General features: G+C 46.5%; 7 protein-coding genes. 1 reads left to right on the plus strand and 6 read right to left on the minus strand.

All coding sequences use genetic code 11. From position 1 onward, the window contains the following. Positions 1-20: 20 nt before the first annotated feature. The 6 genes from T495_RS0107645 to T495_RS0107670 form a co-directional block, all read right to left on the minus strand. On the minus strand, positions 21-3,173 hold the full coding sequence (locus T495_RS0107645; protein ID WP_033148216.1) for a SusC/RagA family TonB-linked outer membrane protein: 3,153 nt from the start codon (positions 3,171-3,173) through the stop codon (positions 21-23). A 362-nt stretch (positions 3,174-3,535) separates the two neighbouring features. After that, positions 3,536-4,822 carry a DUF4302 domain-containing protein gene (locus T495_RS15190; protein WP_051651923.1) on the minus strand — a complete coding sequence of 429 codons (1,287 nt, stop codon included), beginning with the start codon at positions 4,820-4,822 and terminating at the stop codon, positions 3,536-3,538. Positions 4,823-4,831: 9 nt separating this feature from the next. Further along, on the minus strand, positions 4,832-5,767 hold the full coding sequence (locus tag T495_RS0107655) for a putative zinc-binding metallopeptidase (RefSeq protein ID WP_155993520.1): 936 nt from the start codon (positions 5,765-5,767) through the stop codon (positions 4,832-4,834). Between the two features lie 19 nt (positions 5,768-5,786). After that, the gene (locus T495_RS0107660) at positions 5,787-7,433 is read right to left on the minus strand and encodes a RagB/SusD family nutrient uptake outer membrane protein (protein ID WP_197020360.1); all 1,647 of its coding nucleotides are present in this window, start codon (positions 7,431-7,433) and stop codon (positions 5,787-5,789) included. Positions 7,434-7,474: 41 nt separating this feature from the next. Continuing rightward, entirely contained in the window at positions 7,475-10,783 is a 3,309-nt protein-coding gene (locus tag T495_RS0107665) for a SusC/RagA family TonB-linked outer membrane protein (protein ID WP_033148218.1), read from the minus strand. A gap of 365 nt (positions 10,784-11,148) precedes the next feature. Then, the gene (locus tag T495_RS0107670; protein WP_051651924.1) at positions 11,149-12,108 is read right to left on the minus strand and encodes a site-specific integrase; all 960 of its coding nucleotides are present in this window, start codon (positions 12,106-12,108) and stop codon (positions 11,149-11,151) included. A gap of 157 nt (positions 12,109-12,265) precedes the next feature. On the opposite strand from T495_RS0107670, the gene T495_RS0107675 reads away from it, so the two are divergent. Beyond that, positions 12,266-15,511 (plus strand): TonB-dependent receptor, encoded by a 3,246-nt coding sequence (locus tag T495_RS0107675; RefSeq protein WP_033148219.1) that lies wholly within the window; start codon positions 12,266-12,268, stop codon positions 15,509-15,511. The last annotated feature ends 6 nt before the right edge of the window (positions 15,512-15,517 follow it).

The following is a 15,517-nucleotide window of genomic DNA, read 5'->3' on the forward strand; positions in this document are numbered from 1 at the left end:
TGTTGTCTCCTTTTTATTAATTAGAATTTAACATTGACATTGAAGCCGAACTTGCGTGAACTTGGGTTAGAACTATACTCACCAAAGTTACCGGTCAAGTCGTTACCGAATGAAGATACTTCAGGATCAACGAAGGTGTTGTTGCTTGGAGTCCACATCAGCAGGTTGTTGCCGAATACAGAAAGACGCACGCCTGTGAGGAATGTCTTGGCAAGCCAAGCCTTTGGCAGATCCCATCCAAGAACTACCTGACGCAACTTGACATAGCTCTTGTCGATCAGAGAGAACGACTCCATCTCCAATGCACCATTATCCCAGTACTTATAGAGGTTTGTACCATAGAGAGGTGTGCTGTTCTCAGTACCGTCCTCATATACAGAATTGGGCACTACAAATGGGTTACGATCGTTGTAAGCTGTCTGGATAGCGTTACCAGTGAAGTACTCGATATCCTTGGTACGAGAGAACATCAGACCACCCTTGCGGATATCAAAGTCGAACGACAATGTGAATCCCTTATAGCTCAGTGTATTGCCGATACCCATAGAGTACTTGTGGTTCATCGAACCAATCTCGTAAGTCTCGTCGGTGTTCTGAGGCATACCGTTTGCATCTACGATGTAACGGCCCTGATCGTCGACCTTAGCCTTGTGAGCCATGAAGATACCCATCTCCTTGCCCTCGATAGCATAGAGACCGAGACCGCCTGAGAATCCGTAAATGCTTACCTGATTACCCAATTCGTCGGGCATCTCTACAACCTTGTTCCAGTTCTTGGTGAAGTTCCAGGTCAGCTCCCACTTGAAGTCCTTGGTCTGTACAGGTACAACACTTACCAGAGCCTCGATACCACGGTTACGGATCTTACCCAGGTTGATATTCTGTGCTGTATATCCGGTAGCAGCATCCATACTGAGTGTAGTAATCTGCTTGTCGGTGTTACGATTATAGTAGGTAACATCGAACGATACACGGTTCTTCAGGAACGCCATGTTCAATCCGAACTCTACCTCGGTGGTCATCTCAGGGCTCAGTGTAGTGCTTCCCAATGTGTTACCAGCGGTATAGGCATTAGTGCCGGTCTTGGTGAATGGGAATGAACTTGAACCCCAACCAGAAGAGCTTGCGCTGGCCTGTCCATATACAGAATTTGTCATGTAGACCGAAGCATCGTTACCAGTCTTACCATAGGCTGCACGCAGTTTACCGAAGCTCAGCCAGTTCAGTTTATCCTTCAGCAACTCAGAGAAGAGCCAGCTTACGGTTGCACCAGGATAGAAGAACGAGCGGTTCTCCTTTGGCAGAGTAGACGACCAGTCATTACGTGCAGTCAAAGTCAGGTAGAGCATGTCCTTCCATGAGGTTTCTACCTGGGCATAAACACCCATAGTACGCAGCTTAGACAGCGATTGATCAACAGATGGGATGTCTGCCGTATTAGTAACATTGTAGAAGGTTGGGATAGTGAGGTTTGAAATACCTGCATAGAGCGATGAAGTCCTATACTCACGGCCATTTAAACCTGCAACTGCATTTACATGGAAATCATCAATTGGCATATCGAAAGTAACCATCGCATCCTGCTCAATCTGACGGCGACGTGTTGTCTGCTGTGAAGCTCCGCCTGTGAGTGAGCTTAGCTCATCGGCGTAGTTAGGTGTATTGGGGAACAGGGCTGCATAGTTAGGAGTACCTGTGCTACGATGCCATGTGCTGGTGTCGAGACCAAAGCGATAAGTAAACTTGAAGTACTTCAGGAAGTCGTAGTCCAACTGGAACTTACCATAGAAGCGTTCAGTCTCAGCCTCGTTTACATGGTTCTGAAGAATATAGTACGGATTCAACACACTGTAAGGAGTATAATAGTATCCTGGTGTATTGAAGATGTCATTCAAATCCTTCAGTTCAGCAATACTGATATCACGTGGAGTCTGCATCAGTGAGTTCATCATTGAGCCTTCTTTCTGTCCACCACCTACATAGCTGTTCTTCTGCCAAGCATAGTTCAGCGAGGTGCTGAAGGTAAGGTTCTTAATCTTGTGGCTGCCACGAGCCGAGAAGGTGTACTTCTTATAGCTATCGGCCTTGGTAGGAACGATACCGTCATCGTGAATCTGTGACAGAGACACAAAATAATTGCTAACATCAGTAGCACCATTGAACGATACGCTGTTGTTGTAACGGAAACCAGTATCGTAGAAGTCCTTCAGGTTGTCCTTGATGGGAAGATACGACTTGATTTTCTGGCTGTTATTGTATTGAGTACCCCAGCGCAGGGTAGAGCCATCGAAACGTGGTCCCCAAGAGCCGTTCTCATCATCGGTCTTATCACCGTTCCAACCCATACCGAATTCGTTCTGCATCTGCGGCAGGCGCATAACCTGCTCCCACTGCAGACCACCGTTATACTCTACGCCAATGCCTTTCTCCTGCTTCTTACCGCTCTTGGTGGTGATGACGATTACACCATTAGCAGCACGGCTACCATAGAGTGCAGTAGCTGCAGCACCTTTCAGGATGGTCATCGACTCAACGTCGTCGGGGTTGATAGCATTTGCACCATTACCAAAGTCGTAGGTATTATCGAGCGAGGTACTGGTGATAGCATTGTTCAGCATAGGAACACCATCAACTACATACAGAGGCTGGTTGCCACCGCTAACAGAGCTGAAGCCACGAATTACAACAGAGTTTGATGAGCCTGGATCGGCAGCACCAGTACTGATCTGTACACCAGCCACCTTACCGGCAAGGCTCGACATCACATCACTTGTACGAGCCTGTGATATTTTCTCACCTTCTACTGCTGTAGCTGAATAACCCAGTGCTTTGGCCGAACGCTTGATACCCATGGCTGTAACAACCACTTCTTCGAGCGCCTGTGCATCAGCTTTCAGGAAGACACGCATACCATTCTTGGCCTTCAGCGTCTTGCTCTCATAGCCAAGATACGAAATTTCCAGCTGATCCTTACCAGCAGGAAGGGTTACATTGAAACGACCGTTTACGTCAGTCAACATACCTGTACTGGTACCAACCACCTTGACAGCAGCACCGATAATGGGCTGTCCGTCGTCTTGTGAGAGTACCGTACCGGTGATCTTAGTCTGAGCCAGCGCTGTTCCTACACACAGGAAGAGGCCGACCAAAAACATCGTTAGTCTTCTTTTCATAAATTCTCTCTCTTTTTGTTAATTATTAAATGTTTAACTATATTAATGTTCGCGTACATATTTATATTTTAGCACAATTAGTGGGCAGAGGTATTACATTATTATGCCCTTTTTGCTAATTTCAGGTTGCAAATATAGTGCATATTATTCTAAAAAACGAATAAAATTATAAAAAAAACACATTTTGATGCCATTTTTTAACAAATCAACATGTCGAGTTGATTAAAATCAATATGAAAGTTGAATAATTATTTATCTTACAATTTGATGTTAAAACTACACTTTCTGTGTAAAATTGAAATCACAAAAGACAGTCTCGCGGTGGGCGAGACTGTCTTGGTTGGATTAGGATGGATGATAGATTATTCCATTCCTGTTGTGGCAGGATAAGCCTGCTTGGTTACAATGTAATACATATCAGGGTTCTCCGTATTCGTCAGTTTAATCATCGACGGATTGCGCGCATCATCAGCCTCAAGGTTGAATGTTCCTGTCAATGGCTGGATAAAGTAGCGGAAGTAGTAAACACCATCCTCGCTCTTGCTGCCCCAATAGTATTTGGCATTGCCTTGCTGTGCACTTGTACCTGCATAGGTTTTAACGGCATACTGGATCTGTGTGTCAGAGAGGAAATCTCCACCCATGCCGAATGCACTCCAGTAGTTTCCGCTCTTGATATACAGCGTTTTGCCAGAGAAATAGCAGTAGCCAATCGTCTCACCTTCTTTTGCAAGGTGTCCGGGAGCAGCATAATCCCAGTATGCCTGTACAGCAGGGCTCATGTTGGCATAGCAGATATACCAAGAGCCAGAAGTAAGTGCAACTGTGAGTGGTGCAACATAGCCTTTCATCACGGCACCGTCCTCATTAGATGTGAACAGATAATCATCACCACCCTGATAATTCAGGTCGGTAATAGTTTTGCCAAAGATGTCGAAAGGTTTATAGAAGTGCATGCTTCCTGGCTGTACGATATAGGGAACCTCATCCTCCTTCAGATTACCTTCTTCGTCTGTGTAGCTGAATGTCAGTTGACGATAGCTTGAGGTAACAGTAGCAGTGTCGGTGCCTACAATGAAGAAGTATGAACCGAACGACATGTCCTCCTCTGAAGCAGAAACCTTGTTGATATACTGACCCCAGTCTTCGGTGGCAGGAGTCATCACGATACGGCTGCCATGCTTCTTACCAGTCATGACAATACTGTCGGCACTAACGGTCTGCATACGGAACTCTAAGTCGCCTTCCATACCTTTTCCTTTATCACCGATTTCCAGAACGTTGTCAGGATCAGAGAAGAAGTGGAAGAGCTCGTTGTATTCATCGAACGAAAGAACTACACCAGCACTCTGCTCCAGCTTGTAGTGTGAGGTTGCGGTAGCTTTACTGCCATATATCTCATTAGCTACGGTAACAGTGTTATCGCTGTTGAATTTCAGGAACATCGTGTAGCCACCATACTCCAATCCACCATAATACTCCATGCGCCATCCATTGGCAGGCGACTGCAGGGTGGTGTTATATTCCTTCATGGCATTCTGGATTCGTACGGCTGAGGGGTTGTCGAAGATGTCGTCGACCTCATTCTTACACGATGTGTATGTGATAGCGAGAGCTGCAATGAGCAGCATGTTGAATATCTTTTTCATACGCTTTGTTTATTTAAGAGTTTTCAAATCCAGATCATATACACCTGCTGTACGCTTCAGTACTTCCTCGCGCAGAGCGTCGAGGCTGATACCCCAGCTGTCGTTCAGATAGTCACGAACCATGTCGACTTTCTGTTGCAGTACGTTGTAGTAAGTCATGTCGCCATCTACGATAGCCTGATTCATGATCTGGTTCCAGACCTTGTCGGTCGAAGTAACATAGGTAGAGAATACTTCCGCCATATCCTCATTGGGCTCGCTGCTGGCATAACCGGTCACAAAACCTTCCAGTGGAGCCTCATCGTCATCCACGTTAATCCAGTCACTGGTGTGATACTTACCGGCTGAGATCAGATTGAAGTCTGTTGGGAAGTTACGTGTCTGGGTCATGATATGGAAGAACTCATGGTGCATGGTGTGGAAATACCAATGGTTCAGATCGAGGGGGAGCGAGTAATGGTTGCGATATGCATCCTCGGTATTGACGAAGATGTTGTCCAAATCAAGCTCGTTCACACGGAACAAGGTGATCTTTACACCGCTCTCGGCATAGCCCAGCACAATGGACCCCTGATTGTTGAACTCAGGAGATCCTAACAGCTGATAGACTTTAGGACCATACTGCTTGATGAAGTTTGATCCAAACACCGTTTCATAGGGATCAATCCACAGTGCCTTCACCAGAATAGCCAGTGCCTTAGCCTTCTCTGGGTCGGCAGGTACTACATTGTAGTAGTTGTCGGTTTCGCTGTCCTGATAGCGGTAGCGGAACTCGATGTTGTAGGGCTGGGTGAAGTTGGTATAGAGCCACTTGTCGAACTCGCTCTGAGGTTTCTCCTCTGTCTTGAAGATGCTCTCCGAAGAGGGGGCGTCGTCGCTGTTACATGATGACACAACTGTCATCAACGCCAGCAGACTCATGATGGATAATATGGTTCTTTTCATAATTGTGATTCTTTTTTAATCATTTCTGCATATCTTCCGACTCGCGCAAAACGCTCATCTCGTCTTTATCTTTATCACTAACGGCTGTGGTAGTCTGCTCACCGTATTCATTAGGTGCGATACCAGCCTTGATAGCATCCTGAGGCAACTGGAGTGCGCCACGTGGGTCGCCTGCCTTGAAGATGATAGGATCGCTGCCATCGATGTTGTGGCTGAACACGATACCATAACGCTTCAGATCCTGAAAACGGAGTCCACGCTGCCATGTCTCGATACGGCGCATGTGCAGAACCATCTGAATGAAATTCTCCTGGGTACCCGACTCAACAGTGAATCCCTGTGGATGAAGCATCTTCTTGGGAGTACGCTGAGTAGCTGTAAATATAGTATCCGGAGTGTACTTGATATTATCGAAAGTCTTATTGATCAACTCTTCTGTAAGGATTGGCTTCTTAGCCGTTCCATAAGTCTCACGACAGTGGTTACCTACCCAGTAGTTCATGTCTTTCAGTGCGTTGTCATACTGCTTTGTCAGTGTGTAGGCCTCGGCACGGACCAATAGGGTCTCGTCGGCACTGAATGCTACGTCAACAATATAAGGTGTACCGGTATTTGCCACTTTGTCGGTAACAGCAAAGAACTCCATCATGACAGGTGTGTAGATAGACTGGTTGGCTCCACCGTACAGCAATTTTGCCTGATACAAAACGTTGTTGGAAGAACCCGATCCCCAAGGCATGCCTGAAGCCCAGACAAGCTCACGCTGCCAGATGTCGTAGTGACAGGCATAGCGACGCCAGCTGCTTGACGACATGGCACGACCTGCAATAGAGTTGGCTGTAACCAACAGGAAATTGGCAGGCTCAGAGGCTGCTACATAAGCATTGTTGATATCGCTGGTTCCCTGAAGTGTCATGTACTGCTCAAAGTTACGCAATACAGCACTGGGATTGCTACCGATAGCGTTTGTGGCATACTGAATGGCCTTATCGTACTTGTGATAATACAGATTGAATCGTGCTGCGAAAGCGTAGGCAGCTTTCGCGTTGAAGTGATATTTGGGCGACTTCAGGTGAGCATCGCTGACCATAGGAAGAGCTGCTTCGATATCATCATTGATCTTCTGGTAGAGTTCCTCAAGTGTACCACGCTCATCAATACTTACGCCTGGTTCTGTGGGATAAGGCAGGCCAAGATACTGGTCGGCCTTGGTGGGGTCATAAGCCATACAGAACACATTGCTCAGACGGAACATAGCGAAAGCGCGGCACAACAAGGCCTCAGCCTTCTGGCCATTCAGAGATGAAGGGTTGCCAAGGTCGGCAATTGCCTGCAAAGCCTGGTTGGCTGTAGCGATGGCAGTATAATGTGAGTTCCATATCCACTGGGGGCTTTCCCATGAAGTAGTTGTAACAGGCTCCCAGCGATACATTGAACCCTGATAGTCCTGGGCTGAGTACTGCTTCCCGTTATCCTGAATGTTGTCTGAAGCATGCTCCATGATGAGAGCTGCCGAACGTTTAGGATATGCTGATACCAGGAACTGAGATACCTTGGTTTCTGTGTCTACCTCAGCACGGTCATCGGGCAGTTTGTCGAGATAATCATTACATGAGGTCAAGCCAAGGCTCAAGGCGATGATGGATAATCCAATATATTTTTTCATAATCATCTTACTTTTATACCTTATTTATATTATATATGATCTTAGAGTCCAACACGCAGTGTGAATGTGAACTGCTTAGGCATTGGAACTGCCACACCACCAGTATTGAAGAATTCAGGATCCTGTCCGTTCAACTTCTTGTCAGAGTAGATCAAGAAGAGGTTGGTGGCCTGCAGCTTAGCGCTCAATGAGTTGATGTTCAGGTGAGCAATCCATGACTTGGGGAAGTCGTAGCTCAGTGAGATCTCCTTCATACGGATGAAGTCGCCCTTAGCTACACGGGCCGTCGACTTGTTATAGGCATTGTATGCATACGACAGATGTGAGTCATTCTGAATCAGGCGCAAGTCGGCGATGGCAGGAATATCTGTGTACTTCTCGTCGCCAGCCATGGTCCAACGGTTCTTGAACTCTTTTGGAGTAGCGTCCAGATCAGAGTAGGTAACATGGAATGCGGGATCCAGACGGATGACATTACCGAATGAGTAAGTGGCAAAGACGTTCAGTGTGAAGCCTTTGTACTTGAAGGTGTTTCCTAACGAACCTGTTGTTGTGGGGTCTGTAGGACCTTCATATACCAGATAGTCGGTATCGTACGACTGGAAGTCGATATCGCTTGTAGTCAATTCACCGTTTGTATTGATGAAGGTAGGAATACCATCCTGGTTCAGGCCCTGGAAGTCCATAGAGAACAGTGAACGATAGGCATAGCCAGGCATGGTGAAACCAGAGTTGCTGATCATGTTGATAACACGAGTGTAAGTCTCAAGCTCGGTTACTTTGGTCTTCACGTGTGAGAAAATGAAATCTGAAGTCCACTGGAAGTCCTTTGTAACAATGTTCTTTGTAGAGATCGACAGTTCCTCACCGCTTGAACGCATAGAGGCAACGTTAGCATAGTCGCGCAGGGTTCCTGTGGTACCGTTGGTGGTACGAGGACCAATCAGGTCGAAGTTGTTACGCTTGTACCAGTCGAACTGTACATTGATGCGGTTGTTCAGGAAGCCCAGGTCAACACCGATGTTTAACTCGTGCTTCTTCTCGTAAGTCAGGTCGGGATTGGCGAAGTCATAAATCTCAAGACCTGATTCCTTGACGTTTGTGAATGGACGCCAGGGGTTGTAGCTCTGGATAATAACCTGTGCGTTGTTGGTAGCAGGCTTATCACCAGTAAGTGAGTATGATGCCTTCAGTGTAGCATGGGTCAGCACGTTCTTGAAGGTCTTCTGGAACCAGGGCTCCTCGTGAGCATTCCATGCTGTAGATACGTTCCAAGTAGGCAACCAACGTGCACTGGTGGCTTTACCCAGACGGTTAGAACCCTCGTAACGGGCTGTTCCGTTGATGATGTAGCGTCCCTTATATGAATAGGTGGCAGTACCAAAGAATGAAACCTCACGGCCATAGGTGTTTGACAGACCGTAGTAGTTGGCATTCTGCTCGTTCGACTGCTTGAAATAACGATAGTCATAAGAAGGCAGATAACCCATGTCGTACTGCATACCAACACCATCGAAGTTACTACGGGTACGGTCAGTGTTGTTGATCTCCATACCTCCGAACAGATTGATGATGTGCATGTCGTTGTTGAAAGCATCGTTGTAGCTACCTGTGAGACGTACACTCCAGTTTCTCATTCTGTACTTCTTCTCATTGTAGAAACCTCCGTTTGGCAATACACTGATTGGCAGTGAGTTGGCATCGTCAGGGTCGGTGTAGAGCCAGGGGTTGGCATCACGCATGGTAGCATCGTCCATCATACGGAACGACATGGCCATGTTTGAGTTCTCACGAATCTGAGTTGCCTGGTTGGTACCAGAATACTTATAGGCTGTCAGTGCGGCGAATTCAAGCTGTCGGATAGGCTTGTACTTCAACTCGGCCTGAACCTTCATATCAAACACATCCAGGTCAATATTGTTGTTGGCCAACTCGTTGTGGATGTTGAATGGCGCGTAATTACGTACATAATAGGCATTTGGATCCAGTGTACGTGATGTGTTCAGAGCGTATGAATATGGGTTGATATCAAAGTCGCGGCTGGTTTCACCAGTTACGGCATTGCTGCTTGAGTTAGTTGAACCGGGTGCCTTCTGCTTACGATAGCTGGCATTTCCAATCAGGTTCAACGAAATCTTCTTCGAGATATTGAAGTTAGCGTTGACATTGGTTGTGAAACGCTCTACCTTCGAAGCCTCAGTCCAACCTGGGTCGTTCATGTAGCTGAATGAGGTGTAGTACTGTGACTTATCAGTACCAGTTGACATAGAGATTGAGTGGTTGTGCATGATCTCGCTTGAGAAAAGCTCGTCAAACCAGTCTGTGTTACGCATCTCGGCAGTCTGCAGGTAAGCATTTCTTGCAGCCTCAGTGTTTGCCAATGCATAGGTACCTGTAGTAGGATCGAATGTGTTCAACAGATGATACATCTTACCATAGACACCGCTGCTTGATGCACGATAGGTGCGACCGAAAGAAATCAGACCATTGTTCTCCAATTCCTTGTAGATTCCCATCTGCTCCTGCGAGTTCATGATGTTGAATGTAGAGTAGCTGGGCTTCAGGCGCATGGTGTACTCACCAGTATAGTTGATACGTGTCTGTCCCTGCTTTCCTTTCTTGGTGGTTACAACAATCACACCAGCCATAGCGCGGGCACCATAGATAGAGGTTGCAGAACCGTCTTTCAGGATCTGGAACGACTCGATATCGTCAGAGTTCAAACCTGCAATAGCCGATGAGATCAGTGTCTCAGCATCACCAGAAGAAAGAGCATCAGCATCTACTTCTGTTACATCTTCCATGATAACACCATCCACTACCCATAGAGGCTTAGATGAACCATAGATAGATGTTGCACCACGAACTCGGATCTTGGGCGCTGTACCAAAGGTACCAGATACGTTCTGAACCGATACACCTGCTACACGACCTTCTAGTGAACGCGAGATATCAGCCACACCGTCGAGCTTGGCTTTCTCAGCATCCAACTTTGAAGTTGCACCAGTAAACAAGCGCTTGTCCAATTTCTGGAAACCTGTTACCACAACCTCTTGAAGGGCAGCGCTGTTGTGCATCACTACCTTCATGCCATCCTTAGCTGTTACCACCATGGTCTCCATGCCGATATAGCTAATACTCAGTTTTTTACCTGAAGGAACACTAATCGTGAAGTGTCCTTCTTCATCAGTCACAGCAACCGTCTTCTGACCTACTACCATGACAGTGGCACCGATAACGGCCTCATTGTCTTCGGCAGAGACGACTGTACCTGAGACTTTACTCTGGGCCACAGCCATACCTATGCTCAATAGGAAGCAGGCCAGAGACATCATAAGTCTTTTCTTCATAAACAGTTTTTTGTTGTTAATATTATGATTAAATTAATAAATTTTAAGCAACGATACATGTCTTTTGTTAGTAAAGTGCCTGAAAACGGTGCAAAGATATACTATACTGATGAAATAAAAGAATAAATTTATAAAAAAAGCATTCTATTTTTCTTTTGTTAACAGTTTTGCTGGTATTTTAGTCAATTTGAGTCAGTCTGAAAGCAGAAATGCCGTTTTGCTAACACTTTGCTTTCCTAACTACTCTTTCTGCATAAAAATGACATTTTCATTTATATTCCCAACGTGGGAATATTTGTTTCCCAACGTGGGAATATTTCATTCCCAAGCTGGGAAATTCTGCCAAGCTGCGAGTTACGTCAGAATCATAGTCGATTGACTATGATACGATTAGCTTCGGCCAGTCGATTGTCATTGATTTCCTTGATATAGGTAAGTGTGGTTTGCGGATTTGTATGCCCTAAGGCTTTTGAGATGACGGGCAGATCGACATTAGCACCATAAGCCACACTGGCCCAGGTATGGCGAGCTGTGTAGGAAGTGAGTCGCAATGAAAGACCTGCTTTGCGGGCCAATGTTTTCAAACTGCGGTTGTAGTGATTCAGCATGAGCAGATATTCCTGATAGGCTTTCTGTGGATTGTTTGACTTTAGCAGTGGGAATACGTATCCGCTGTCAGACTGATAGCGATTGATGATCTCAAGCATACACGGCTCAAGTGGCACAACTACACGTTGTCCAGTCTTATGGCGATGGTAAACCAACTGCTGGTCTGTGATTTGATGACGCCGCAAAAAAGCTATATCGACAAAAGGCATTCCTAAGGCATAATAACTAAACAGGAATATGTCGCGAACCAGACAGAGAAAAGACTGCGGGCGGAGTTGGGTTTGCTTGATACTGGTGATGTCGGCCTCGGTGATAGCTCGCTTCTCAGTTTTAGCACGACCTGTGTAAACACCATCGAAGGCGTGTGTGGGATTTTCGCCCTTAATCCGATTGAGCAACGAGCGTATGGAACGCATATAGCATGAGATGCTATTTGTGCAAAGGCCCTGATCGCGTAGCCATCGTTCAAACCCCTTCATCAGTTGCTGGTTTACCTGAGAGATGTCGATATCTTGTTTCATATAACGTTTCAATGCACGTAATGCAGTTTTGTAATTCTCCGTTGTAGATTGACTAAGCGATGCTTGGAGTCGTTCTACTTCAGTCTCTGCTGCCTGCAAGAAGTTCAGTTTTGAAACAGATGACGTTTTTTCCTGCTTTTTACTTTCACACTTGTTGATGTGAATGTGTAGTTCAAATTTGATACTGATACTCATAATAAAATCCTTTCTGTAATTTAAAGAAGTCCATATATAATATATAATAAGGTGAAAAAATGCACACCTCTGCCCACTAATTGTGCTAAAATATAAATATGTACGCGAACATTAATATAGTTAAACATTTAATAATTAACAAAAAGAGAGAGAATTTATGAAAAGAAGACTAACGATGTTTTTGGTCGGCCTCTTCCTGTGTGTAGGAACAGCGCTGGCTCAGACTAAGATCACCGGTACGGTACTCTCACAAGACGACGGACAGCCCATTATCGGTGCTGCTGTCAAGGTGGTTGGTACCAGTACAGGTATGTTGACTGACGTAAACGGTCGTTTCAATGTTACCCTTCCTGCTGGTAAGGATCAGCTGGAAATTTCGTATCTTGGCTATGAGAGCAAGACTCTGAAGGCCAAGAATGGTATGCGTGTCTTCCTGAAGACCGATGCCAAGATGGTTGATGAAGTGATTGTAGTTGCTTTCGGACAGCAGAAGAAGTCGGCCTTCACTGGTTCGGCTGCCGTTGTTGGCGAGGTTGAACTGCAGAAGCATACTGTATCAAACGTGCAGCAGGCTCTGGCCGGTGCCGTTCCTGGTCTGCAGATTCGTGGTGCCCAGTCAGGTGCTCCTGGATCAAGCGGTGGTGCAGTTAGCATTCGTGGTATCAACTCACTTTATGCTGGTACCGACCCTCTGGTAATCGTGGATGGTGCTCCTTATACAGCCAGCCTGTCAAACATTCCTCCCAGCGATATCGAGTCAATCTCAGTCCTGAAGGATGCTGCTTCTGCAGCTCTGTACGGTGCTCGTGGTGCAGGTGGTGTTATCATCGTTACTACCAAGAAGGGTAAGAGCCGCGACGCTCAGATCAATGTTGATATGAAGTGGGGTGTTAACTCTCGTTCAGTTCAGGACTATGATGTCATCAAGGATCCTGCTCAGTTCTACGAGACCTACTACGCTCAGCTCTACAACTACAGCTACTACGGTCAGGGTAACAGCAACGCCGCTGCTAACCAGTGGGCTAACAAGACCATGCTGTCACACCTGGGTTACAATGTTTACACTGTTCCCGATGGCGAAAACCTGATTGGTCTCGACGGCAAACTGAATCCTAACGCCACTCTTGGTCGCAAGTACGACTATAATGGCGAGACTTACTACATGGCTCCTGAGGATTGGACTGACGCTGCTTATCACAATGCGCTCCGTCAGGAATACACCATCAGCGCTAATGCAGCTAACGAGAAGGGTAGTTTCTACTTCAGCCTCGGTCACCTGAATGAGGATGGTATCGTAGAGTACTCAAGCTATCGTCGTACAACAGCCCGTTTGAAGGCCGACTATCAGCTGAAGAAGTGGATGAAGGTTGGTGCAAACATTGGTTATGTACACTCTAATACCGAAAGTAACCCCAACCTGTCGAGCGATACTTATGGTTCAACCAACCTGTTCTACTATACTTCACGTATTGCTCCTATCTATCCTATCTACGTTCGCGTGATCGATCCAACAACAGGTCAGCCAGTTGTTCGCACTGATGCCAACGGCAATCCTCAGTACGACTACGGTGTAGCCTCGTCAAACTATGGTGTAGGTCGTGCATTCCTTGAGACTGGTAACCCACTCGGTTCTAACCGCTATAACAAGGTTTACACTATCGGCAACCAGCTGAACGCCAGCGGTACACTGGATATCAACTTCACTGATAACCTGAAGTTCAACAACACCAGCACCATCATCTGGGGTCACACCCTGTTCTCTGACTATGAGAACGCACTCTATGGTCCTAAGGTAGGTGTAAACGGTGAAATCACCAAGTATCAGAGTACTACACTCCGTCAGAACCATGTTCAGACACTGACCTACACCAACGAGTGGACTGGTCACGCTCTGACAGCTATGATCGGTCATGAGTGGTACGACACCAAGACCCGTTATTTGGATGCAGCCCGTACTGGTGGTTTCAGTGCAGAGATTCCTGAGCTGAACGCCTTTGCAACCATGTCTGGTTCACACAGCTATACCAGCGAATACAATGTAGAGGGTTACTTCGCTAATGTACTCTACAACTTCAACGAGAAATATTACGGAAGTGCTTCGTTCCGTCGTGATGCCACCTCTTATTTCCATAAGAACCACCGTTGGGGTTCGTTCTGGTCAGTAGGTGGTGCCTGGATCATCTCTAAGGAGAAGTTCATGGAGAGCACTAAGAACTGGCTCGACATGCTGAAGATCAAGGCCTCTATCGGTCAGCAGGGTAACGATAACATCGGTTCATTCACCTATGTTGACACCTACACACTCTCTAAGTCAAGCGACACCTCAATGGCCCCCAGCTTCCGTCTGCTTGGTAACCCTGAGATTACATGGGAGACCATGACTAACGTGAACTTGGGTCTGGAGTTCGGTCTCTGGAAGGGTCGTCTGACTGGTAACGTAGATTTCTACTACCGTAAGACTGCCGACCAGCTGTTCTGGCTCTCTATTCCTGAGTCAGCAGGTACACGTGGTTACTATGGTAACGTAGGTGACATCCGCAACCAGGGTGTTGAGCTGACACTGACAGGTCAGATTATCCACACCAAGGATCTTGACTGGACTGTTACAGCCAACATCTCACACAACTCGTCTAAGATTCTGAAACTGCCCGAGGCAAAGGTTACAGAGAACGGTGGATTCTATGAGTCTCCATTCTGGTATGCTGAGGGTCAGCCCATCAACAACTATATGAATTATGCTTATGCCGGTGTAAACGAGAATGGTGAGGCTCTGTACTACTATGATGCAGAACTGAGTCCTGCTGGTGGCAAGGTTACCACTAACGTGATTAACAAGCCTGGTACACAGAAGAGTGGTACAACCACTAACATCGGTGAGGCTTCTCGTTATACCAGCGGTACCACACTGCCTAAGGCATTCGGTGGATTCGGAACCACATTTACCTGGAAGGGCATCGACGTATCAATGAACTTCGAGTACCAGATTGGTGGTAAGATCTACGATTCACAGTATGCTGGTCTGATGACCAACCCAACCAGCACCTCTGATGCAGGTCAGACCTACCACAAGGATATCCTGAAGGCTTGGACTCCTAACAACACCAGCTCTAACATTCCTCGTTGGCAGTATGGCGATGAGTATGCAGCATACGGTTCAGACCGTTTCCTGACCAACGCCAGCTATCTGAACTTCCAGTCATTCACTGTAGGCTACACACTGCCTAAGAACTGGATTTCATCACTTGGTTTGTCAACTCTCCGTGTTTACGCTGCAGGTGAGAACCTGATGCTCTGGTCAAAGCGTAAGGGTCTTGATCCTCGCCAGTCATTCTCAAGCGTAACCTCAATTAACAGTTATGCTCCTGTACGCACAATCTCAGGAGGTATTCAGGTTTCATTCTAATTATAA

This window comes from Prevotella sp. P6B1 (assembly GCF_000702825.1).
Taxonomy (GTDB): domain Bacteria; phylum Bacteroidota; class Bacteroidia; order Bacteroidales; family Bacteroidaceae; genus Prevotella.